Here is a 22,159-nt window from a genome sequence, read left to right on the forward strand (position 1 = left end):
GTCCCCGCGCGCCTCCCCCGGGATTTCTCGGACCCAAAGAAACCGGAGGTGGGGAGAATTTGAATCAAATTGTGGTTCTTCTTGGGAAAAATACTCCGGGGAGCGCGAGGGGTGGAACCCCTCGCATGCGTCGGATGCGTCAGCGTCCGACGCCCACCGCGACGGCCGAAGGCCGGCGCAAAGCCTTGGGCTTGCCGGGCGGGGCGGAACCCTTCAAAAGACCTGAATGGCAAAGCAGCTTCCCTATTCCACGATCCACGAGATTTTCAGCCGCTTCAGGGCGGCCGAGGCAGAGCCCAAGGGCGAGCTTGAGCATGTGAACGCCTTTACGCTCGTGGTGGCGGTGGCGCTTTCGGCGCAGGCCACCGATGCGGGGGTGAACAAGGCCACGAGGGAGCTGTTCCGGATCGCGGATACGCCCGAGAAGATGCTGGCCCTCGGCGAAGAGGGTGTCATCGAGCATATTAGGACGATCGGGCTCTACCGGAACAAGGCGAAGAACGTCATCAAGCTCTGCCGCATCCTGATCGACGAATATGGCGGTGAGGTGCCGTCCTCGCGCGCCGCGCTGCAATCGCTTCCCGGTGTCGGGCGGAAAACGGCGAATGTGGTTCTGAACATGTGGTTCGGTCAACCGGCACAGGCCGTCGACACGCATATCTTCCGGGTGGGCAATCGGACCGGAATCGCACCGGGCAAGGATGTGGATGCTGTCGAGCGGGCCATCGAGGACCATGTGCCCGCCGAATTCCAGCAGCATGCCCATCACTGGCTGATCCTGCACGGACGCTATATCTGCGTGGCGCGAAAGCCCAAATGCGGGGCCTGCCTGATCCGGGACCTCTGCCAATACGAGGACAAGACAGAATGACCAAGCGCTACGATGTCGTGGGGATCGGCAACGCGATCGTCGACGTGATCTCACCGGTGGACGACAATTTCCTCGACCTCATGGGGATCGAAAAGGGGATCATGCAGCTGGTCGAGAGGCCTCGCGGCGAAATGCTCTATGGTGCCATGAAGGAGCGCGTTCAGGCGCCCGGCGGGGCGGTGGCGAACACGCTTGCAGGGCTTGGCAATCTGGGGCTTTCCACCGCCTTCATCGGGCGTGTGCATGACGACGCGCTCGGGCGCTTCTACGCGCGCTCGATGTCCGAGGGAGGGACCGAGTTCGTCAACGCCCCGGTGCCGGGGGGAGAGCTTCCGACCTCGCGCTCGATGATCTTCGTGTCCCCCGATGGTGAGCGGTCGATGAACACCTATCTGGGCATCTCCTCCGAAATCGGGCCGGATGATGTGTCGGACGCCGTGGCGGGCGAGGCGCAGATCCTGTTTCTCGAGGGGTATCTCTATGACAAGGACAAGGGGAAGGCCGCCTTCGAGCGCGCCGCGAAGCTCTGCCGTGAGAAGGGCGGGCGCGCGGGCATCGCGCTCTCCGACCCGTTCTGCGTCGACCGGCACCGGGACGATTTCCGGCGGCTGGTGCGGGATCTGGATTACGTCATCGGGAACGAGCACGAGTGGGAATCGCTCTACCAGACCGATCTGAGCGCGGCGATGGAGCAGGCCGCGGCGGAGTCCGGGCTGGTCGTCTGCACGCGGTCGGGCGCGGATGTGCTGTTGCAGCGGGGCGACGAGAGCGTGTCCGTCCCGGTCCGGCGCGTGGTGCCTGTGGATGCCACCGGCGCAGGCGACCAATTCGCGGCGGGGTTCCTCTATGGCTACGCGACAGGCGCGCCGCTGGATGTGGCGGGTCGCATGGGATGCGTGTCAGCGGCCGAGGTGATCGGACATTACGGCGCGCGTCCGAAGGCCGATCTCAAGGAGCTCTTCCGGAAGGAAGGCCTGCTCTGAACGGGTGGCGGGGGGGCTGTCTGCCCCCCACTGCGCGCGGGTCGCCCGCGCGCAGCTCCCCCCGAGGATTTATCAGACCCAAAGAGATCAGGCCGGGGTCGCGGTGCCGAACATACGGTGATTGAGCCGCCAGAGCCCCCAGGCCAGCGGGATCGCCGCCAGGCCGCCAAGGGCGTAGACCATCGGCTCGTCCGAAAAGGTCTCGAAGGCCTGCGTATAGGCGTGGATGCCGAGGAACGTGACCGCCGTGTTGAAGAGGCCGCGGCGGTGCGAGGCGGCGGCGAGCCAGGCGCCGGCGACCAGCAGCACGGCCCAGACCACGCTGAAGACATGCTCGGAAATCTGGAAGAATTCGGCGCGCCAGACCTCCATCGCGGCGTTGTAATCGCTGTAATGGGTGAAGTCGCTGTAGTTGGGTGCGGCGTCGCGGAAGAAGGACAGCCCCACCTCGTCGCCCCAGAGCGACCCCACGAGGAAGGCGAGGTTGCCCACGACGGCGGCCATGATCGCGAAAATGCCCGCGTGTCGGCCGATCCGGTCGGAGGTGTTTGCGACGACCCATGCGGCGGCGCCGATGGCGGCCGCCATTTGCAGGATCGTGAGCGTCGGCTCGGGCGAGTAAAAGACATAGGCCGCGTGGAAATAGGCCGTCCCCGTTGACAGTGCCTGCGCGAAGGGCACCACGGCCAGCGCGGTCACGGCCCGGACATTGACGAAGAGACCGGCGGCGAGGAGCACGGCGGTCGCGTAGAGCGAATAGGCGACATTGGCCCAGCCGTGGCCGATCTCGACATCCACCACCAGCCATCCGCCGACGAGGTGCAGGGCCGCGCCCATCAGCATGAGGGCTCCGGTGGAGAAGGCGAGCGGCTCGGGGCTTTTGCGAAAGAGCCAGCCGAAGACGGCGGCGATTGCGGCGCCTAGGACGGTCAGGGTCCAGGGGGCGATGTCGGCGTATTTGTCGGCGATCTCGACACCTGCGCCCGCGATCAGCATCCCGCCACCGATCAGAGCGCCCGCATGTCCCAGCATCCGGTAGAGCGGCCCGCCTTTCACGAGGACGGCGGCGCCGATGCCGAGGAAGGCGAGACCGAGGAGCGCCACCCCGGCGGCGTCCGCGATCCAGAAGACGAAACCGAGAGATGCGGCGATGATGCCGGCGCAGAGGACGATGTTGACCACGAGGGCGAGCATCGTATCGCGCGAGCGCCGCGCGATCTCGGCGCCCTGCGCTTCGGTCAGGATGCCTTCGGCCACGAGGGCTTCGGTTTGAACGACATGGGGCATGAGGGTCTCCAGAAGTTTGAACGCTGTTCATATTCGTTATATTTGAACGATGTTCAAGAATATTTTCGCGAAAGGACGCTAGGTCAGTTTTATCGGTGTCCCTGTCGTTTTGATGAGTTTGCAGGCGGGAAGCCGCGAAGCCTTGGCCAATGACGGTGTGCGCTATCCATTGTCTCTGTTTTCAGAACAAAGATTGGCCAATTTTGACAATAATGTGAAGAATCGGGTTACCCTTGCGTCAAGGGGACGTTGCGAAAGGGGACAGCCATGCGCGGAACACCCATTCTTCCGGACATTTTCGGAGACGAATTCGAGTTCGTTGAAACGCTTTTCAGCGGCGAGGCGCCGCCAGATCGGGACGGCGGCGCGGCGGATGGCCCTGCGCTGGCCGACGCGCTCGGACTGCCGGACGCGGCCGAAGATGCGCCGGTGCTGCCGGTCGAGGCGGACCCGGCGGGACCTGAGGGCGGAATGCCGTCTGTCACGCCCTGGGGCGAGGATGCGCAAGCCGCGACAGCGTCGATAACCGTGGACTGGGTCGAGGTCTCGCCGTTTAACACGCACGCGGGCAACCACGGCGGTGGCGGCGGCTCGGACGGTGGAGATACCGGCGGGAGCGGCAAGCCCCCGAAAGACGGCGGCGGCGGAGGAGGAAAGGGTGGGGGTGACATCCTTTACTATTCCGATAACGGCGTCGAGGCAGGCACTGAAGGAAGCGACGGACTTTTAGGTTTCGATATTGTCCTCAGGTTCACCGGGGACGGATGGACCGAACTGCTTCTGGACGCATTCAAGGATGCCGCAGACTATCTCACGACGATCATTCAGGACGACTGGGATCTCGACGGTACATCCGAGATTACAGCCCGGCGTGAGAAGCTCGTCTGGGACGATCTTCTGATCGACGTGTCGCTCACGACTATCGACGGCAGCGGTGGTGTGAATGGAAATGTTCTGGCGCAAGCCGGTCCTGCGGGCTTCTGGCCGGCTGACATCGGTCTGCCGGCGCAGGGCTTCATCGAGTTCGATACGTATGATTTCGTCACCAGCACCGAATATGCAGGGCTGGAAGACGAGATCGCCTTCCACGAGATGATGCATGTTCTTGGTTTCGGTACGCTCTGGGGAGATCCGAACTTGCTGAACCCTTACGGGAAGAGCCTGTTGGACGGGAGTGGCGACTATAACGGTACGTGGGGTACGGATGCGTATGCAGCCGAATTCGGCGGAACCGGATCGGTGCCTGTGGAAGGTAGCGGTGGGGCGGGAACCGCCGGCGGTCACTGGGACGAACAGAACCTCGGGACATTCGTAGATGAGGGCATCGACCCCAATGATCCCTCTGATGACATAACCATGTATGGCAGCGACGAACTGATGACTGGCTACATCAGCGGATCGAATTTCCTGTCCTACACCTCGGTCATGTCGCTGCAGGATCTGGGCTATGACGTCGCCTATGTGGACTACGACCCCAGCGTCTACACCTATGACGGCGTTGACATCGACACGATCGCCTGACCTTTCGTCACGCCACCGAAAAGAGCGTTCCGTAGGGACGCTCTTTTTCGTTCCGCTTGACGCCCCACCGCGCTGCGGCCAAAAGATCCCAATGTTGGCCTATATCATAAGACGCGTCGCGCAGTCCGTCCTCGTCCTTCTGGTGGTCGGGCTGGTCGCCTTTTCGATGTTCCGCTTCGTGGGCGATCCGATCGACAACATGCTCGGTCAGGAGCGGACGCAGGCCGATATCGACCGGCTGAGGACAACGCTCGGCCTCGATCAGCCGTTCCCCGTGCAGTACTGGCGTTTTCTCGAAGGGGCGGCGCAGGGGAATTTCGGCGTGAGCTATCGTCAGGGGCGCCCGGTGAGCGAGATCATCGTCGAGCGCGCGCCCGCGACGCTGGAACTGGCGCTGGTCTCGGGGGTCTTCGCGCTGGCGCTCGGGATCGGGCTGGGGGTCTTCACGGCGATCCGAAGGGACGGTTTCGCGGCCAACGCGATCATGTCTTTATCTCTGATAGGGGTCAGTCTGCCCACATTCCTGATCGGCATCCTGCTGATCTACCTGTTCGGAGTGCAGCTGAGGTGGTTGCCGACTTTCGGGCGGGGTGACGTGGTGGACCTTGGCTGGTGGTCGACCGGGTTCCTGACGGCGAGCGGTCTGAAATCCCTGATCCTGCCTGCGATCACGCTTGGGCTTTACCAGATGACGCTGATCATGCGGCTGGTGCGCTCGGAGATGCTTGAGGTGCTGAGACAGGATTACATCCGCTTTGCCCGCGCCCGCGGCCTGAAGGAGCGGGCGGTCAATTTCCGCCACGCGCTGAAGAACACGCTGATCCCGGTGATCACGGTCATGGGGCTTCAGATCGGGGGGATCATCGCCTTCGCCATCGTGACCGAGACGGTTTTCAACTGGCCGGGCGTTGGGCTGTTGTTCATCAACGCCATCCAGTTCGTCGATATCCCCGTGATGGCGGCATATCTGATGCTGATTTCGGTGATGTTCGTGATGATCAACCTGATCGTGGACCTGTTGTATTTCTGGGTCGATCCCCGTCTGAGGGTCGACCGCGGGGGAGGGCACTGACATGACCGACACAACCCGCACCGAGCCTGTCCGCCGCGCGGCCGTCCGCGAACCCGGCCGCTTCGCCCGCTTTTGGGCGTCGGATTTCGCGTGGAAGTTCCGGCATTCGCCGGTGGCGATGGTGTCCTTCGGCGTCACGGTCATTCTTGTTCTCGCGGCGGTTCTGGCCCCGCTGATCGCGCCTTACGACCCGTTCAATCCAGCCAGCCTGAACCTGATGAACGGCTTCACGCCGCCGGGCGAGCCGAATGCGTTTACCGGAGACGAGTTCTGGCTGGGGACCGACGATCAGGGGCGGGACGTGTTCTCGACCATCCTTTACGGAATGCGGATATCGCTCTTCGTGGGGTTCGCCGCGGTCATGTTCGCCCTCGTGGTGGGCGTACTTCTGGGCCTTCTGGCGGGATATGTCGGCGGCTGGACCGAAACGATCATCATGCGCGTGGCCGACGTGCAGCTGACCTTTCCGTCGATCCTGGTTGCGATGCTGATCTTCGGGGTGGCGAAGGGTTTTACGCCGGTCGAGTACCGCGACCAGATGGCGATCTGGGTGCTGATCTTTGCCATCGGCCTTTCCGACTGGGTGCAGTTCGCCCGCGTCGTGCGAGGCGCGACGCTGGTGCAGAAAGACCGGGAATACGTGCAGGCCGCGCGGTTGATCGGGCGCTCGCACTGGGCGATCATGCTCAAGCATATCCTGCCGAACGTTCTGTCCCCCGTCCTCGTCATCGCGACGATTTCGCTGGCGCTGGCCATTATCGCAGAGGCGACGCTGTCCTTTCTCGGCGTGGGCGCGCCGCCGACGCAGCCGTCCCTCGGTACGCTCATCCGGATCGGGCAGGGCTTCCTGTTCTCGGGCGAGTGGTGGATCCTCTTCTTCCCCGCGCTGACGCTTCTGGCGCTGGCCCTGTCGGTCAACCTTCTGGGCGACTGGCTGAGAGACGCGCTGAACCCGAGGCTGAAGTGATGCGCTATTCCGCTGCCGCCGCAGACGCCCGGTCGGGTGCATCCGTGCACCAGAGGTCATCCTCGGCCACCCAGACCGTGGGGCCGACATCGGCATGGACGACGACCCGCGCGGGCGCGCTTTCGACGATCTCCGGTGACAGGAGCGACAGGAAGGCGATCAGCGCCTGGGGTGTGATGCACATGGGTCTGTCTCCTCTGTTGGGCGCGGGAATGCGCCGGCAGGTGACCTCCCTTCGGTCCAGCATGCACCGTAGCGGCCGGCGGTCCATCAACAATATCGTGAAAGCGGGCCGGCCCGCGTCAGGAGCGATCCGATGACCGAAACCGTTCTCTCCGTCCGCGATCTGATCGTCGAGATCCCGACCCGCGACGCGGTGCTGCGGCCCGTCGATCAGGTGTCGTATGACATAGCTGCGGGCGAGATACTGGGTGTCGTGGGTGAATCGGGCGCGGGCAAGTCGATGACCGGGAACGCTGTCATCGGGCTTCTTGACCGGCCCGCGCATATCACCGGCGGCGAGATATGGTTGAACGGGCGGCGGATCGACCAGCTCAGGGGCGACGCCATGCGTCGGGTCAGGGGCAAGGAGATCGGCATGGTCTTTCAGGACCCGCTGACCTCGCTCAATCCGCTTCTGCAGATCGGCGAGCAACTGACCGAAACGATGCTGGCCCATCTCGACATCTCCGAGGCCGAGGCGCGGAAGCGCGCCATCGCGGCGCTGGACGAGGTGGGCATCCCCGCCGCCGCAAGCCGGATCGACAGCTATCCGCACGAGTTCTCGGGGGGCATGCGACAGCGGGTCGTGATCGCTCTGGCGCTTTGTGCCGAGCCGTCGCTCGTCATCGCGGACGAGCCGACGACGGCCCTGGACGTGAGCGTGCAGGCGCAGATCATTTCCCTTTTGCGCAGGCTCTGCCGCGAGCGTGGGACGGCGGTGATGCTGGTCACCCACGATATGGGCGTGATTGCCGAGGCGGCGGACCGTGTGGCGGTCATGTATGCCGGCCGTCTGGCCGAGCTTGGGCCCGTCCGCGAGGTCATCCAGCGCCCGCGCCATCCCTATACCGAGGGGCTGATGGGCTCGACGCCTCTGGCCAGCCGTGGGCAGGCGCGGCTGAGGCAGATACCGGGCGCGATGCCGCGTCTTGGCCGTCTGCCGGACGGTTGCGCCTTCCATCCGCGCTGTCCCAAGGCCGAGGACCGATGCCGCCAGAACCCGACGCCGCGTCTGGACGCCGATCAGGGCCGCGCCGCCTGCTGGTTCCCGGTCGAGCACAAGGAGGCTGCGGAGTGATGGCTGAGAGACTTCATCGTATTTCCGGGGCGTCAGCCCCGGTTCGCCCCCGACCCGCCCCCCAGGGCGGGGGCGAAATCGCCCCCACCCTCGGGCCGGTGGCGAACCTCTGCATTGATGAGGCCAGCCGATGACCCGCCCCCTTGTTTCCGTCAAGAACCTGACCCGCGTCTTCGACGTCTCGAAACCGTGGCTGAACCGGGTGATCGAGCGGCTGCCCAAGGCGCGCCTGACCGCCGTATCCGATGTGTCTTTCGACATCCCCGAACGGCAGGTCTATGCGCTGGTCGGCGAGTCGGGGTCGGGCAAGTCGACCATCGGCAAGATGATCGTAGGGCTTCTGAATCCGTCGGACGGTGTGGTTGAGGTCGAGGGTATCGACCTGTCGCGCGAGACGGACCCGGCCAAGGTCGACAAGGTGCGTTCCGACATCCAGATGATCTTTCAGGACCCTTTCGCCTCGCTCAACCCGCGCTGGAAGGTCCGGGATATCATCGTCGAGCCCGTCGCCGCGCGGGGCGGCGATACCAAGGGCATGGCCGAGCGCCTGCTGGAGCAGGTGGGCCTGTCGGCCGAGGATGCGGGCAAGTTCCCGCATGAGTTCTCGGGCGGGCAGCGGCAGCGGATTTGCATCGCGCGGGCGCTGGCCTCGGAACCGAAGCTGATCGTCTGTGACGAGCCGACCTCGGCCTTGGACGTGTCGGTGCAGGCGCAGGTGCTGAACCTGATGAGCGATCTTAAGGACGAGTTCGGCCTGACCTATCTCTTTATCACCCACGACCTGACCGTCGTTCAGCACATGGCCGACCGGGTGGGCGTCCTTTACCTGGGCCGCCTTGTGGAGGAAGCCGCGCCGGGGACGCTGTTCGAGCGTCCGGCGCATCCTTATACCCAGATGCTTCTGGCCGCCGCGCCCAAGATGGACGGGTTCGGCCGCGAGGTGGAACCGCCCAAGGGCGAGATCCCCGATCCGATCAACCCGCCGCCCGGATGCGCCTTCAACCCGCGCTGCCCGCTGGCCGATGACCGCTGCCGGAGCGAGCGGCCCGAGTTGCGCGAGGTCGAAGGATCGCGCGTGGCCTGCCACTATGCCGAGCGGGCGCTGGCGCTCATGGCCGAGGCGGAACCGGCATGATCACGCGACGGGGCGTGCTTGCGGGAGGTGCCGCGCTGACGGTGCTGGGCGCTCCGCGCCCGTCGCTCGCCACCACGCCCGGCCGTCTGATTACGCAGGAAGCCAGCCGGCAGATCGTACCCACGGACTATCCCGAGACGCGGCTCTGGCGCTATGCGCTGGACGGGCGGACGGGACCGGCCACCGGGCCAACGATACGGGCGCGGCAGGGGGATACTTTGTCTCTGAGGCTGGAGAACGGGCTGGCCCGGCCAACCACCGTTCACTGGCACGGCATCCGCATCGACAACGCTATGGACGGCGTGCCGGGCGTGACACAGTCGCCCGTTGGGCCGAGCGAGACGTTCGACTACGTGTTCGATCTGCCGGACGCGGGCACCTACTGGTATCACAGCCATGTGGACAGCGTTGAGCAGGTGGCGCGCGGCCTTCACGGCCCCCTGATCGTGGACGAGGCTGAGGCGCCCGATGTGGATGACGATCTCGTTCTGGTGCTGGACGACTGGCGGCTGGATGCAGGCGCGCAGATCACCGACGATTTCGAGAATCGCCACGACAGAAGCCATGCGGGCCGTCTGGGCAACGTGGTCACCACCAATGGGGACATGGACTGGCGGCAGTCGGTGACGGCGGGCGCGCGCCTCAGGCTGAGGCTGATCAATGTCGCCAATGCGCGGGTTTTCGACCTTGCGCTGGCAGGTGTGACCGGCTGGATCGTTGCGACGGACGGGATGCCTTTGGCCGCCCCCCGCGTCATCGAGGGGCCTTTCGCGCTAGGTCCGGCGCAGCGGCTGGACCTGATCGTGGATATCGCGGGCGAGGTGGGCGACGAGGTCGGGCTGGTCGAGCTGATCCGGGGCGAGGCCTATTCGCAGGCCACCTTTGTCGTCGAAAACGGCGGCAGCGCGCGGACCGCTGCGCCTCTGCCTTTGCCGCCCAATCCCACCTATGGCGTGGCCGATGCGACGAATGCGCGGAAAATCGAGATCGTGATGCAGGGCGGCGCAATGCGCGGTCTGCCCGAAGTCATGTCGGGGGGTGTCATTCGCGACGGTCGGTCCCTGATGATGGAGGGTCTGTTCTGGGCGCTGTCCGGGCAGGCGGGCCGGCCGGACACTCCGCTGGCCGAGATCGCGCAGGGCGAGACGGTGGCAATCGATTTCGTGAACGAGACCGCCTTTCCGCACGCGATGCACCTTCACGGCCATCATTTCCACGAGGTTGCGCCGGACGGCAGTCTTGGTGATTTCCGCGACACAACGCTGGTGCAGCCGGGCCAGAGGGTCTCGACGCTCTTCGTTGCGCACAACCCTGGCGACTGGCTTTTGCATTGTCACATGCTGGCCCATCACGCTGCCGGAATGGGTACGTGGATTCGGGTCGCCTGACCTCTTGACCTTCCAGTGACTGGAGGCCCTATCTCCCGATTCAAAGGAGATACTGTCATGACCGCCACGTTTAGAACCGAGATTGAAAACATGTCCTGCGCGTCCTGCGTGCGCAGGGTCGAGACGGCTCTCGGAGGGGTGCCGGGCGTGTCGAATGCGCGCGCGAATCTGGCGACGGGCGAAGTCATGGCGGACTACGAGCCGGTGACGACGCCGCAGGATCTGGCCGAAGCGCTGAAGGCTGCGGGCTATCCGCCGCGCACCCATCAGCAGCGTTTCGAGGTTGAGGGCATGTCTTGCGCGTCCTGCGTGAGGCGTCTGGAGACCGCGCTCAAAGGCGCTGACGGTGTGATCGACGCGCGGGTCAACCTTGCCGATCAGTCCGCCACGCTGGACCTGTCAGCGGGGGCGGACATCGCGGTAATCCGCGACGTGGCGCGGCAGACGGGGTATCCGATCACGCCGGAAGCCGATGAGGCCGAGGCCGACGCCCCCGCCGTCGACAGGCAGGAGGCCGAGGCGGCGCGGCTTAGCCGCGATACGATCGTCGCGGGTCTTCTGGTGCTGCCCGTCTTCCTGTTCGAGATGGGTGGCCACCTGATCCCCGCCATCCACATGTTCGTGGGCGAGATCATCGGCCATCAGACGTGGCGCGTGGTCCAGTTCCTGCTTGTCGGTGCGGCGCTTCTGGGGCCGGGGCGGGGTTTCTTCACCAAGGGTATCCCGTCGCTTCTGCACCGTGCGCCGGACATGAACGCGCTGGTGGCATTGGGCGCGGGCGCGGCGTTTCTCTATTCGACGCTGGTGACCTTTGCGCCGGCGCTCTTCCCTGAAGGCACGCGCAACGTCTATTTCGAGGCTGCGGGCGTCATCGTCACGCTGATCCTTCTGGGCCGGACGCTGGAGGCGCGTGCCAAGGGCAGGACGGGGGCCGCGATCCGCAAGCTGATGGGCCTTCGTCCCGACAGCGCGACCGTAGTGACCGCAACCGGCACCGAGACGCGCCCCCTTTCCGAGATCGGTGTGGGCGACGTGATCCTCGTGAAACCGGGCGAGCGGATCGCCGTCGACGGCACCGTGACCGAGGGCGAAGCCCATGTGGACGAAAGCATGATCACGGGCGAACCCGTGCCCGTCGCCAAGGCAGTGGGCGATACCGTCACGGGCGGCACGGTCAACGGGGCATCGGTGCTAAAGGTACGGGCGACCGGCGTCGGCTCGGATACGGTTCTGGCCGGCATCATCCGCATGGTCCGTGACGCGCAGGGCGCGAAGCTGCCCATTCAGGGGCTGGTCGACCGGATCACCGCGTGGTTCGTGCCGGTCGTGTTGGTCGTAGCGGCGGTCACCATTCTGGTCTGGGCCGTCACGACAGATATCTCCTTCGCGCTGGTCGCGGGGGTCTCTGTCCTGATCATCGCCTGCCCCTGCGCCATGGGGCTGGCAACGCCCACCTCGATCATGGTCGGCACGGGCCGCGCCGCCGAGCTGGGCGTGCTGTTCCGGAAGGGCGACGCGCTGCAGGCGCTGTCCGGCGTCAGGGTCGTGGCCTTCGACAAGACCGGCACGCTGACCGAAGGCCGCCCCGAGGTGACCGACGTTGTCACCGCCGAGGGCGTCGACCGCGACCGGGCGCTGGCTCTCGCGGCGGCTGTCGAAGCGTCGTCCGAGCATCCGCTGGCCCGCGCGATCCTGCGTGCCGCAGCGGATGTGCCCGAGGCAACCGGCTTCCGCTCAGTCACCGGGCAGGGTGTCGAGGGGGTGGTGGATGGCGCCGAGGTGCGCGTCGGCACGCGCACCTTTGCCATGGGCGAGGCGCTTGACCCGTTCGGTGACGAGGTCACGCGGCTCTCGGGCGAGGGCAAGACGGTCTTCTACCTGTCTCAAGGCGGTACGGCACTGGGTGTCATCGCGGTGGCCGACCCGATCCGGGAGGGCGCGCGGCGGGTGATCGACGGCCTCCATGCCGAGGGCGTCGAGGTCGCCATGATCTCGGGCGATGCACGCGCCACGGCCGAAGTGATCGCCGCCCGTCTGGGTATCGATCACGTGGTTGCGGACGCCAAACCCGAGACCAAGGTCGCGGCCATCAGGGACCTGGCGGCGCGCGGGCCGCTCGCCTTTGTCGGCGACGGTATCAACGACGCGCCCGCGCTGGCCGAGGCGAATGTGGGCATCGCCATCGGCACCGGCACCGATATCGCGGTCGAGGCGGCGGATGTGGTTCTCATGTCCGGCGACCCCGAAGGCGTGCTCCGTGCCACCGGCATCAGCCACGCGGTGATGCGCAATATCCGCCAGAACTTGGGCTGGGCCTTCGGATACAACGTCCTTCTGATCCCGGTGGCGGCGGGTCTCCTTTATCCGGTCTTCGGGCTCCTGCTGTCGCCGATGCTGGCCGCGGGCGCGATGGCTCTCTCCTCGGTGGCGGTGGTCACGAACGCGCTCCGCCTCCGCCGCTGGGCGCCCTGAGGCCGAAATCCCTTAACCGAAGACTTGTGTCGTGAGGCGCGGGTCATCGGCCTCGGCCGTGGGCAGGCCATCGGACAGCTCGTAGTAATCGACCTTGGCTCCGACAAAGATATGCCCGGCGAGCCGCAGGCCGGTGTCGCCATCCAATGTGCCGGCCATGACCGACAGATGGCTTCCCGGCCCGTCCCAGAACAGATTCGACCCGCAGACCGGACAAAAGCCGCGCCGCGCCGTGTCCGACGACCTGTACCACGCCACCTCGCCGGTGATCTCGATCTCGCCCCGCGCCGCCGCCGTGGCCGCAACGTGGTGACCGCTTGTCTTCCGGCACTGGAGACAATGGCAGGCGATCACGGGGCGCATCGGCCCCGTCACCCGGTACTGAACCGCCCCGCAGAGGCAGCCGCCCGTCCGCGTCATGTCAGACGCGCACCAAGACCGGTCATCAATCCGGTGAAGATGGGGAAGGACGTGGCGATGGGTGCGGCATCGTCAACAGTGACGGGCTTTTGCGAGGCCATGCCGAGGCAGAGGAAGCTCATGGCGATACGGTGATCCAGCCGCGCCTCGACCGTCGCGCCGCCCGGCACGCCGCCGGCTCCCATGCCCTCCACTTCCCACCAGTCCGGGCCCTCGTCCACCGTGACGCCGGCGGCGCGGAGGCCCACGGCCATGGCGTCGATCCGGTCGCTCTCCTTGACGCGCAGCTCCTTGACCCCGTGCATCGAGGTGCGGCCCCGCGCATTGGCGGCGACCACAGACAGGATCGGATACTCGTCGATCATCGAGGCCGCGCGCTCGGGCGGCACTTCGATGCCCACCATGTCGGGCGAATAGCGCGCCCGAAGGTCCGCCACGGGCTCGCCGCCCTCGTCGCGGATATTCTCATAGGTCAGGTCCGCACCCATGTCGCGCAGCGTCTCGTAGAGCCCCGCACGCGTGGGGTTCAGCCCGATATTCGGGACAAGGACGTCCGAGCCCTCGACGATGAGCGCGGCGGCGACAGGGAAGGCGGCCGAGGACGGGTCGCGGGGCACGTCGATGGATTGCGGACGAAGCTCGGGCTGGCCGGTCAGCGTGATGACCCGACCCTCGTTCGTGTCCTCCACACGGACAGCCGCGCCAAACCCTGCCAGCATCCGCTCGGTATGGTCGCGGGTGGCCTCGGTCTCGATGACGACCGTCTCGCCGGGGGCGTTCAGCCCGGCCAGCAGCACCGCGGATTTCACCTGCGCCGAGGCCATGGGCAGCGTATAGCGTGCGGGCACGGGCGATGACGCACCCACGATGGTCATCGGCAGGCGCCCGCCCGTCCGCCCATGGGCTTTCGCCCCGAACAGCGCCAGCGGGTCCGTCACCCGCCCCATGGGCCGCGAGCGGAGCGAGGCATCACCGGTGAAGGTTGCGGTGATCGGGCTGGTGGCCATGGCCCCCATGATCAGCCGCACGCCGGTTCCGGCATTGCCGCAGTCGATCACGTCCTCCGGCTCACCGAAGCCGCCGACGCCCACGCCGTGCACATGCCATTCGCCCGCATCGTCCCGTGTCACCTCGGCGCCGAAGGCCCGCATGGCCGCCGCCGTCGCCAGAACGTCCTCGCCCTCCAACAGACCCCGGATCCGCGTCTCGCCCACCGACAAGGCGCCAAGGATCAGCGACCGGTGGCTGATCGACTTGTCGCCCGGCACATGTGCCTCGCCGCTCAGGGCTCCGCCGCGTTCCGCGCGCATGGGTCTGGGGTCTCCGTGGCCCGACATGGCCGTCCTCCGTCCTTTTTCCCGCGACCGTTAGCGCAGACAGTGCCGGAACGGAATGCCCCTTCCTTCTTTGGGTCCGAAAAATCCCCGCCGGAGGAACCGCGACGGCCGAAGGCCGGCGCAAAACCTCATGTGTGCGCCAAAGACGCGCGCCATTGGATCAGACCCGTTCGAAGGTCATATAGTGGGGCGTGCGGCCTTCGCGGACCGCTTTCGCCTCATAGCGGGTGCGGGTCCAGTCGGCCCAGGGGGCACGCCAGTCGGCGGCGCTTTCCGCCAGCCAGCGGAAGCCGGCCTTCGGCACTTCCTCCATGGTCTGGCGGACATAGTCGGGGATGTCCGTTGCCACGCGGAACACCGCGCCGGGCTTGAGAATGCGGTGCAGTGGCTCGAGGTGCTCGGGCGTCACGAAGCGGCGGCGGTGGTGCCGGGCCTTGGGCCACGGGTCTGGATAGAGCAGGAACGCGCGGGATATGCTTTCCCCGGGCAACACGTCGAAGAGGTCGCGCGCGTCGCCGGGATGAAGCCGCACGTTTTGCACGCCCGCGCGTCGCATCTTGCCGAGGCAGGTGGCCACGCCGTTCACGAAGGGCTCGGCCCCGATGATGCCCACATCGGGGTTCTGAACGGCCTGATGGACCAGATGCTCGCCCGCGCCAAAGCCCACCTCAAGCCAAACGGGCCGGTCGCCGAAGACGCCCGCGAGGTCCAGCGACGTGCGCTCGGGGTTCTCCTCCCAGTCGACGCCGCCCAGCCCCACGGTCGCGAGGTCTTCGAGATAGCGTTTGTGGCTGTCCTTGAGCGTCTTGCCCTTGGTCCGGCCGTAGAAGTTGCGCCAGGGGGCGCCTGTGGGATGCGTGTCGGTCATGGCCGCGCGAGGTGCCAACTCACGCGGCCGCCGTCAAGCGGCAAGGCTCAGTCGTATTGCACGACCTCGATCTCGATCCCGTCCGCGTCGTTGAAGTAGAACCGCCGGCCCGGCTCGTAATCGGCGTGGCTCTTGGGTGTGAAGCCTTCGGCCTTCACCCGCTCTTCGGTGGCGTCCAGATCATCCACCACAACAGCCCAGTGGTTCAGCCCGCCCTTCGTGCGATAGCTCTCGGTCTTGGCCTCGGGCGTTTCGGGGTAGGTGAACAGGGCGACATAGCTGTCCTCGTTGCCGATATGGACGGTGTAGCCCGTCTGCATCCCCGCGCCCTCCCACCGGATGCGCCAGCCGAAGACGCGCTCGATCCAGGCGGCGGTCGCGCGTGGGTCCGAGACGGTCATGTTCAGGTGTTCAAGTCGTGCCATATCGCTGTCCTTCATGTTCCTGCGAATCGATGAAGTCCACCCTGCGACCTCAAGTTCACTTGAGGTCAAGCGCCGGGATCAGTCGCGGATTTCCGACGGCTCGACGCCCCAGATCGCGCGTTTCTCGACCCAGCCCTTGGAGCCGCCCGCGATAACGCGGCACCAGTCCAGAGTGCAGCTTTCCAGACGCGCCACGACGCCTGCCTCGGCATGGGCGCTGACGGGCGCGTCCGGATCGGGCTTGACCCTGAGCGCGGTCATGTCGGCCTCGACGATGACATGGCGGACGCCGGACAAGAGCGAGTAATGCACCCAGCCGCCCTGACCGTCGCGGTCTTGCACCCGGCGCCAGTGGCCGTATTCGCCCGTGACCTGCAGCGGCATGTTCCGGCGGGTGAAAACCCAGTCGATCCGGTGGCTGAGAGACGGGCCGCGCCGGACGTTGCCTTCTTCGGCCTTGAGCGACACGAAGCGCGGAATGGGCAGGTTGGTGACCTGACCGCGCTCGACCTCAGCCCAGGCGCTTGTCCAGGCCATGCAGAGCATGACGCATAACAGAAATCCGCCTGGAAGCTTCCGCCAGACCATTGCCCGCTCGATCCCTTTTTTTGCCGGCACGCGCGCTTCAGGGATACGCGTCTCTTGTGCCGCTGTCTCTTCCTTGACACTTTGCCTCAGAGAACGAGCGACGAAAAGACCCTGGGAGAAACCATGCCCGAGCCGCGCCTGACTGTTGTTGTGACGCGACGCCTGCCCGAGGCGGTCGAGACGCGGATGTCCGAATTGTTCGACGTGCGGCTCAGGCCGGACGACACACCCATGTCGCGCGAGGACCTGGCCGAAGCGATGCAGGGCGCCGATGTGCTGGTCCCGACCATCACCGACATGATCGATGCGCCCCTTCTGGCGCAGGCCGGTGAGCGGCTGAAGCTGATCGCGAATTTCGGTGCGGGCGTCGACAATATCGACGTTCAGACTGCCCGGCAGCGGGGGATTCTGGTGTCGAACACTCCGGGTGTCCTGACCGAAGATACCGCCGACATGACCATGGCGCTGATCCTTGCCGTCCGCCGCCGCATCCCCGAAGGCCTCGCCGTCATGCAACGCGGGAACTGGGAGGGCTGGTCGCCGACGGCGAATCTGGGTCGGCGCGTGGGCGGTCAGCGTCTGGGTATCCTCGGCATGGGCCGGATCGGGCAGGCGGTCGCCCGCCGCGCGGCGGCCTTCGGGATGCAGGTGCACTATCACAACCGCCGCCGCCTCCGCCCCGAGATCGAGGAAGCGCTCGGCGCGACCTTTTGGGAAAGTCTCGACCAGATGGTCGCGCGGATGGACATCCTGTCGATCAACTGCCCGCACACGCCGTCCACATTCCATCTGATGAATGCGCGGCGCCTGAAGCTGATGAAGCCCTCGGCGGTGATCGTAAACACGTCGCGGGGCGAGGTGATCGACGAGAACGCACTGACCCGGATGCTGCGTGCAGGCGAACTGGCCGGTGCCGGGCTCGACGTGTTCGAGCATGGCCACGAGATCAACCCGCGTCTCGGGGAGCTGGATAACGTGGTCCTCCTGCCGCATATGGGCTCGGCTACGCTGGAGGGTCGGATCGAGATGGGCGAGAAGGTGCTGATCAACATCAAGACCTTCGCCGACGGCCACCGCCCGCCCGATCTTGTCGTACCGTCAATGCTTTGATGGCCACGGGCGTCCGAGCGCTGATGGCGGGTTTTCCGGGCCGCGGGCGCGGACTTTCCTGTCCGGTCAGCGCAAAGTTTCGGTGCAGCGCAGCCCTTGTGCGGTCGCGCCGTCAGTCTACTTCGACAGGTGATCTTGTTTTGGACGCCGCTTTTCAGAGAGCATTGGTATGCGGTCGACGGGCCTTTTTGTTTTTCTTCTTTTGATCCTCGCGGCCTGTTCCCGGCCGCTGACAGAGAACGAGGAAGCCTTCGCGCGCGACCTCTTCGGCGAAACGCTCGACACCGATCAGGTGACCGTCACCCAGGGGCTTGGCCTTGCGCCGCTCTACCGGACCCTTCCGTCTTCGGTGAAGGTCCTGCGCGGCACTGACCGCGCCTGTCTCCGAACGCCCCAGCCAAGGGGTGCGCAGCCGCCGCAGGCCTTCGCGCTTCACAACCGGGTCAGCTTCGACAGTCAGCTCTATTCCAGCGACATGGCGCGGGCCTGGCCGCAGGCGTTGCGCTTTCCGCAGGCGCTGGTGCTGGCCCATGAGCTGACCCATGTCTGGCAGTGGCAGAACCGCGAGATGACGGGCTACACGCCCGCCCGCGCGGTCGCCGAGAGCTTCCGGCTGGCCGATCCCTATTACTCGGGGGATGCCACCCGTGCGCCGTTCCTGACGCTGGGCTACGAGCAGCAGGCCGCCGTCGTCGAGGATTTCGTCTGTTTCACCGTGGCCAATCCCGACCACCCGCGCCGCACTGTCCTGCGCGAGGCGCTGGAGCCGTTCTTCCCCGTGGCGGCGTTCGAACGGGCGGTCGGGGGATGACGGCGGCCGAGCGCAATATCGCGCTCTACCCCTGGTTCCGGTTCACACAGAACCTTCTGTTTTGGCAGGCGGTCTGGTTTTTGTACTTCCAGAACAGCCTGTCTGCGGCCGAGGCGATCCTGCTCTATGCGGTCTACGACCTGGCGACGACCATCCTGGAGGTGCCATCGGGCTGGATGTCGGACCGGTTGGGGCGACGCATCACGCTGATTTCGGCGGCGGTCGCGTCGGTTGTCGCGTGCCTTCTGCTGGCCCTTGGCGGGACGTTCTGGGTCTTCGTTGCGGGGCAGGTGGCGCTTGGGGCGGCGGCGGCGCTGACGTCCGGGACCGACACGGCGCTTCTCTACGAGTCCCTGGAGGAGGCGGGGCAGACCGACCGGGTGGAGGCGGAAGAGCTGCGTGCGTGGCGCTTCGGGTTCTCGGGACTGGCGCTCTCGGCGGTGATCGGGGGGGCGATGTCTCTCTGGTCCTTCGCAGTGCCTTTTCTGGCCAGCGCCGTGGCCTATGCGGTGATGCTGGTGATCGCGCTCCGCTTCACCGAGCCGCGCCATCATCGCGATGACCTGGCCCAAGGTGGCGAATGGGCGCGCTTCGCGTCGCTGAAGGCCGCCTTCGTGAACCCGGTCCTGATCTGGCTTCTGGGGCTGGCGGTGCTGATGTACGGCTTCAGCCACATCCCCTTCGTCTTCGGCCAGCCATTCATCCAGAACGCGCTGCAAAGCCTCGGGCTGGCTGCCGAGGCGCCTCTGGTCAGCGGTGCGGTCGTGACGGCGATGATGCTGATTTCGGTTCTCTTTTCGCTGGTGGCGGAAAAGGTCCGGCGGGCCATCGGGCTGGCTGGCATTCTCCTCTTCGCCCTCGGGCTTCAAATCGGGATCATCGCGGTTCTGGCCGCATCCAAAAGCGTGCTGGCCATTGCGGTCCTGTTCCTGCGGATGGTGCCCGATTCCTTCTCGACCGCCTTCATCCTTGCCCGGACGCAGCGCGAGTTGTCCGACGACAGCCGCGCCACGTACATGTCGTTCAAGAGCCTTGCCGCCCGTATCCTCTTCGCCGCCTCGCTCTGGCTTGCCGCCGGCGCGGCCAGCGATGTGGGGCTGATGTCTCACGCTCAGATGCAGCCCATTCTTGCGGCCTATGCGGGTGTGGGTCTGATTGCGCTGATCGCGCTCGCCGTCGCCAGCCGCTTTATCGCGATCGACCCCCGGTCTTCTTTGGGGCCGGAAAATCCCGGGGGGTGACGCGCGTCAGCGCGGAGGGGGGCTGGCCCCCCTGACGCCCTCAGCCCATCAGAACCACTGGCCGGGCTCCATCAGCCCAAGGTCCAGAAGCTGCTGCGAATGCCATTCGAATTCGACCGAGGAATGCCAGCGGAACGTGTCGATCTCGAAGCGGCTGGACGGGTTCGTCCTCAGCGCCTTGGCCGTCCGGAACGACACGATGGCCGCCGTCAGGTTGTGGTGCCACGGGCAGGAATAGGTGTTGAGCTCCGGATCGCTCCACGTGTGGTCCGCCTTCAGGACCAGCCCTGCACCGGTCCGCACAATGGCGATGCGGTCGATCCGGCGGCGGGTCTCGTCGATATGCTCCTCGAAGCGCCAGCGGAGGCCGCCGAAAAAGTCCAGCTGCCGGTCGATGGGCTCGCCCGCCGCGTCGTGGCGCGCCAGCGCATAGTATCCCGACCGGTCGAGATGGGCGTCTTCCAGCGACACCGCATCGTCATGCTCGCGCAGATCGCCCGCATAAACGTCGATCACATAGGTGAGCATGGAAAAGCGCCGTTCCTCGGCATGATAGGCCAGCATCTCGCTGACCGTCCGGCTCTCGGCGAAGGGGTAGAACAGGTATTCCGCGTTGTAGCAGTAATAGAGCCACGTCTTTTCGGGCAGCGCGCGGGCGAAGGCGTTGACGATGGTGGGCGTGGCGTCCGGCGCTCGTGTCGGGTGGTCGATCCGTGTCACCATCTCGGCCACGGGGGCGGAGAGCTCCAGCTCGGGCGGGGCCACAAGGAAGATCGCGCGGAACCCCTGAAAGGCATGGTGGCGGACGGTAGTGCCGACCTCGACATCGTCCTCGGCGATGATCACCGCGACGGGGCCTTTCGCCGCGCGCACCGCCTTGTCCTTCATGGCCTCGCTGAGTGCGGAAAACCGCATTGATCCGACCTGCCCTCTGCCCGTTTGGCCGACGATGCCACGGCGCCGAGAGGCTTGGCAAGACGGGCCATGGCGTGTAGGACGCGCGCTGATCGCGCGTAAGGACACCGACATGGCCGAGCCGAAAAAGCTCTTCATCAAGACCTATGGCTGTCAGATGAACGTCTATGACAGCGAGCGCATGGCCGAGGCCATGGGCGGCGAGGGTTATGTCCGGACCGAGCGTCCCGAAGACGCCGACATGATCCTGCTGAATACCTGCCATATCCGGGAAAAGGCCGCCGAAAAGGTATATTCCGAGCTGGGCCGTTTCCGTCCGCTGAAGGCGGAAAAGCCTGACCTGAAAATCGGCGTCGCGGGCTGCGTGGCGCAGGCCGAGGGTGCCGAGATCATGGCGCGCCAGCCGCTTGTCGATCTGGTTGTCGGCCCGCAGAGCTATCACCGCCTGCCCGAGCTGACGGCCAAGGCGACGGCGGGCGAAAAGGCGCTCGACACCGATTTCCCCGAAGAGGACAAGTTCGAACATCTGAAGTCGCGGCCCCGCGTCAAGCGTGGCCCGACCGCGTTCCTGACGGTGCAGGAGGGCTGCGACAAGTTCTGTGCCTTCTGCGTGGTGCCCTATACCCGTGGGGCCGAAGTCTCGCGCCCCGCCGACCGCGTCATTGCTGAAGCCCGCGATCTGGTCGAACGCGGCGTGCGAGAGATCACGCTTCTCGGCCAGAACGTGAACGCCTATCACGGGCATGAGGGCGGTCTGGCGGGTTTGATCCGCGACCTCGCCGGGATCGACGGGCTGGAGCGTATCCGCTTCACCACCAGCCACCCGAACGACATGGACGACGCGCTGATTGCGGCCCATGGCGAGGTGGAGAAGCTGATGCCCTATCTGCATCTTCCGGTTCAGGCGGGGTCTGACCGCATTCTCAAAGCGATGAACCGCAAGCACACGGCTGAGGCCTATATCCGCCTGATCGAGCGTATCCGCGCCGCGCGCCCCGACCTGCTGTTGTCCGGCGATTTCATTGTGGGCTTCCCCGGCGAGACCGAGGCCGATTTCCAAGCGACGCTCGATCTGGTCGAGACGGTGGGTTACGGGCAGGCCTATAGCTTCAAGTATTCGCCCCGCCCCGGCACGCCGGCTGCGGAAAAGGCGCATGTTGACGCTGCCGAGGCCGACGCCCGCTTGCAGCGGCTGCAGGCGCTTCTGAACCGCCAGCAGAAGGCCGCGCAGGATGCGATGGTGGGCCGGGACGTGCATGTTCTGTTCGAAAAGCCGGGCCGGTTGCCGGGCCAGATGGTGGGCAAGTCGGAGTACCTCCATGCCGTCCATGCCGACGCGGATGACGTGACCATGGGCGATATCCGCAAAGTGCGGATCGTACGGTCGAACAGCAATTCGCTGGCGGGCGAGATTCTGTGGGCCTGAGGGATCGAGCCGTCTTTAACCT

The 22,159-nt window shown here is 65.8% G+C and carries 21 protein-coding genes; 13 read left to right on the forward strand and 8 right to left on the reverse strand.

Features of this window, described 5'->3' with window-relative positions:
- Nucleotides 1–226: 226 nt before the first annotated feature.
- Nucleotides 227–871, forward strand: a complete 645-nt coding sequence (gene nth / locus GQ651_RS13475; RefSeq protein WP_160764759.1) for an endonuclease III — start codon at nucleotides 227–229, stop codon at nucleotides 869–871.
- Nucleotides 868–1,854 (forward strand): adenosine kinase, encoded by a 987-nt coding sequence (locus GQ651_RS13480; protein ID WP_160764760.1) that lies wholly within the window; start codon nucleotides 868–870, stop codon nucleotides 1,852–1,854. Before nth ends, GQ651_RS13480 begins: the two co-directional genes overlap by 4 nt.
- Nucleotides 1,855–1,941: 87 nt before the next feature.
- Here the strand turns inward: GQ651_RS13480 and GQ651_RS13485 are convergent, their stop codons facing one another.
- Nucleotides 1,942–3,141, reverse strand: coding sequence for a DUF2157 domain-containing protein (locus tag GQ651_RS13485; RefSeq protein WP_160764761.1), 1,200 nt, complete (start codon nucleotides 3,139–3,141; stop codon nucleotides 1,942–1,944).
- A 267-nt stretch (nucleotides 3,142–3,408) separates the two neighbouring features.
- Between GQ651_RS13485 and GQ651_RS13490 the strand changes: the two genes are divergently transcribed.
- The 3 genes from GQ651_RS13490 to GQ651_RS13500 all read left to right on the forward strand — a co-directional run bounded on the left by GQ651_RS13490 (nucleotide 3,409) and on the right by GQ651_RS13500 (nucleotide 6,701).
- Nucleotides 3,409–4,662, forward strand: a complete 1,254-nt coding sequence (locus tag GQ651_RS13490; protein WP_160764762.1) for a hypothetical protein — start codon at nucleotides 3,409–3,411, stop codon at nucleotides 4,660–4,662.
- A 91-nt stretch (nucleotides 4,663–4,753) separates the two neighbouring features.
- Nucleotides 4,754–5,734, forward strand: coding sequence for an ABC transporter permease (locus GQ651_RS13495; RefSeq protein WP_160764763.1), 981 nt, complete (start codon nucleotides 4,754–4,756; stop codon nucleotides 5,732–5,734).
- 1 nt (nucleotide 5,735) lies between these two features.
- Nucleotides 5,736–6,701 carry an ABC transporter permease gene (locus GQ651_RS13500; protein ID WP_160764764.1) on the forward strand — a complete coding sequence of 322 codons (966 nt, stop codon included), beginning with the start codon at nucleotides 5,736–5,738 and terminating at the stop codon, nucleotides 6,699–6,701.
- Between the two features lie 4 nt (nucleotides 6,702–6,705).
- Here the strand turns inward: GQ651_RS13500 and GQ651_RS13505 are convergent, their stop codons facing one another.
- Complete coding sequence (locus tag GQ651_RS13505; protein WP_160764765.1) at nucleotides 6,706–6,885, reverse strand: hypothetical protein; 180 nt, start codon at nucleotides 6,883–6,885, stop codon at nucleotides 6,706–6,708.
- Between the two features lie 132 nt (nucleotides 6,886–7,017).
- On the opposite strand from GQ651_RS13505, the gene GQ651_RS13510 reads away from it, so the two are divergent.
- The 4 genes from GQ651_RS13510 to GQ651_RS13525 all read left to right on the forward strand — a co-directional run bounded on the left by GQ651_RS13510 (nucleotide 7,018) and on the right by GQ651_RS13525 (nucleotide 12,996).
- Entirely contained in the window at nucleotides 7,018–8,001 is a 984-nt protein-coding gene (locus GQ651_RS13510) for an ABC transporter ATP-binding protein (protein WP_160764766.1), read from the forward strand.
- 130 nt (nucleotides 8,002–8,131) lie between these two features.
- Entirely contained in the window at nucleotides 8,132–9,136 is a 1,005-nt protein-coding gene (locus GQ651_RS13515; protein ID WP_160764767.1) for an ABC transporter ATP-binding protein, read from the forward strand.
- Entirely contained in the window at nucleotides 9,133–10,524 is a 1,392-nt protein-coding gene (locus GQ651_RS13520; RefSeq protein WP_160764768.1) for a multicopper oxidase family protein, read from the forward strand. The genes GQ651_RS13515 and GQ651_RS13520 overlap by 4 nt, the downstream gene beginning before the upstream one ends.
- A 57-nt stretch (nucleotides 10,525–10,581) precedes the next feature.
- Nucleotides 10,582–12,996, forward strand: a complete 2,415-nt coding sequence (locus GQ651_RS13525) for a heavy metal translocating P-type ATPase (RefSeq protein WP_227258172.1) — start codon at nucleotides 10,582–10,584, stop codon at nucleotides 12,994–12,996.
- 12 nt (nucleotides 12,997–13,008) lie between these two features.
- Here the strand turns inward: GQ651_RS13525 and GQ651_RS13530 are convergent, their stop codons facing one another.
- The 5 genes from GQ651_RS13530 to GQ651_RS13550 all read right to left on the reverse strand — a co-directional run bounded on the left by GQ651_RS13530 (nucleotide 13,009) and on the right by GQ651_RS13550 (nucleotide 16,592).
- Nucleotides 13,009–13,416, reverse strand: coding sequence for a GFA family protein (locus tag GQ651_RS13530; protein ID WP_160764769.1), 408 nt, complete (start codon nucleotides 13,414–13,416; stop codon nucleotides 13,009–13,011).
- Nucleotides 13,413–14,753 (reverse strand): 3-phosphoshikimate 1-carboxyvinyltransferase, encoded by a 1,341-nt coding sequence (aroA, locus tag GQ651_RS13535; RefSeq protein WP_160764770.1) that lies wholly within the window; start codon nucleotides 14,751–14,753, stop codon nucleotides 13,413–13,415. Before aroA ends, GQ651_RS13530 begins: the two co-directional genes overlap by 4 nt.
- A gap of 160 nt (nucleotides 14,754–14,913) precedes the next feature.
- Nucleotides 14,914–15,621, reverse strand: a complete 708-nt coding sequence (gene trmB, locus GQ651_RS13540) for a tRNA (guanosine(46)-N7)-methyltransferase TrmB (protein ID WP_160764771.1) — start codon at nucleotides 15,619–15,621, stop codon at nucleotides 14,914–14,916.
- Between the two features lie 47 nt (nucleotides 15,622–15,668).
- A complete protein-coding gene (locus GQ651_RS13545; RefSeq protein WP_160764772.1) occupies nucleotides 15,669–16,046 on the reverse strand; it encodes a VOC family protein in 378 nt (125 codons plus the stop codon).
- A 78-nt stretch (nucleotides 16,047–16,124) separates the two neighbouring features.
- A complete protein-coding gene (locus GQ651_RS13550) occupies nucleotides 16,125–16,592 on the reverse strand; it encodes an SH3 domain-containing protein (protein WP_227258271.1) in 468 nt (155 codons plus the stop codon).
- 165 nt (nucleotides 16,593–16,757) lie between these two features.
- Between GQ651_RS13550 and GQ651_RS13555 the strand changes: the two genes are divergently transcribed.
- From GQ651_RS13555 to GQ651_RS13565, 3 genes are all read left to right on the forward strand, one after another.
- A complete protein-coding gene (locus GQ651_RS13555) occupies nucleotides 16,758–17,744 on the forward strand; it encodes a 2-hydroxyacid dehydrogenase (RefSeq protein WP_160764774.1) in 987 nt (328 codons plus the stop codon).
- Between the two features lie 169 nt (nucleotides 17,745–17,913).
- Complete coding sequence (locus tag GQ651_RS13560; RefSeq protein ID WP_160764775.1) at nucleotides 17,914–18,555, forward strand: hypothetical protein; 642 nt, start codon at nucleotides 17,914–17,916, stop codon at nucleotides 18,553–18,555.
- Nucleotides 18,552–19,796 carry an MFS transporter gene (locus GQ651_RS13565; protein WP_160764776.1) on the forward strand — a complete coding sequence of 415 codons (1,245 nt, stop codon included), beginning with the start codon at nucleotides 18,552–18,554 and terminating at the stop codon, nucleotides 19,794–19,796. The genes GQ651_RS13560 and GQ651_RS13565 overlap by 4 nt, the downstream gene beginning before the upstream one ends.
- Before the next feature lie 48 nt (nucleotides 19,797–19,844).
- Here the strand turns inward: GQ651_RS13565 and GQ651_RS13570 are convergent, their stop codons facing one another.
- On the reverse strand, nucleotides 19,845–20,711 hold the full coding sequence (locus GQ651_RS13570) for a hypothetical protein (protein WP_160764777.1): 867 nt from the start codon (nucleotides 20,709–20,711) through the stop codon (nucleotides 19,845–19,847).
- A gap of 112 nt (nucleotides 20,712–20,823) precedes the next feature.
- On the opposite strand from GQ651_RS13570, the gene miaB reads away from it, so the two are divergent.
- Complete coding sequence (gene miaB / locus GQ651_RS13575; protein WP_160764778.1) at nucleotides 20,824–22,137, forward strand: tRNA (N6-isopentenyl adenosine(37)-C2)-methylthiotransferase MiaB; 1,314 nt, start codon at nucleotides 20,824–20,826, stop codon at nucleotides 22,135–22,137.
- Nucleotides 22,138–22,159: the final 22 nt, after the last annotated feature.

Source organism: Kangsaoukella pontilimi, assembly GCF_009830125.1.
Taxonomy (GTDB): domain Bacteria; phylum Pseudomonadota; class Alphaproteobacteria; order Rhodobacterales; family Rhodobacteraceae; genus Kangsaoukella; species Kangsaoukella pontilimi.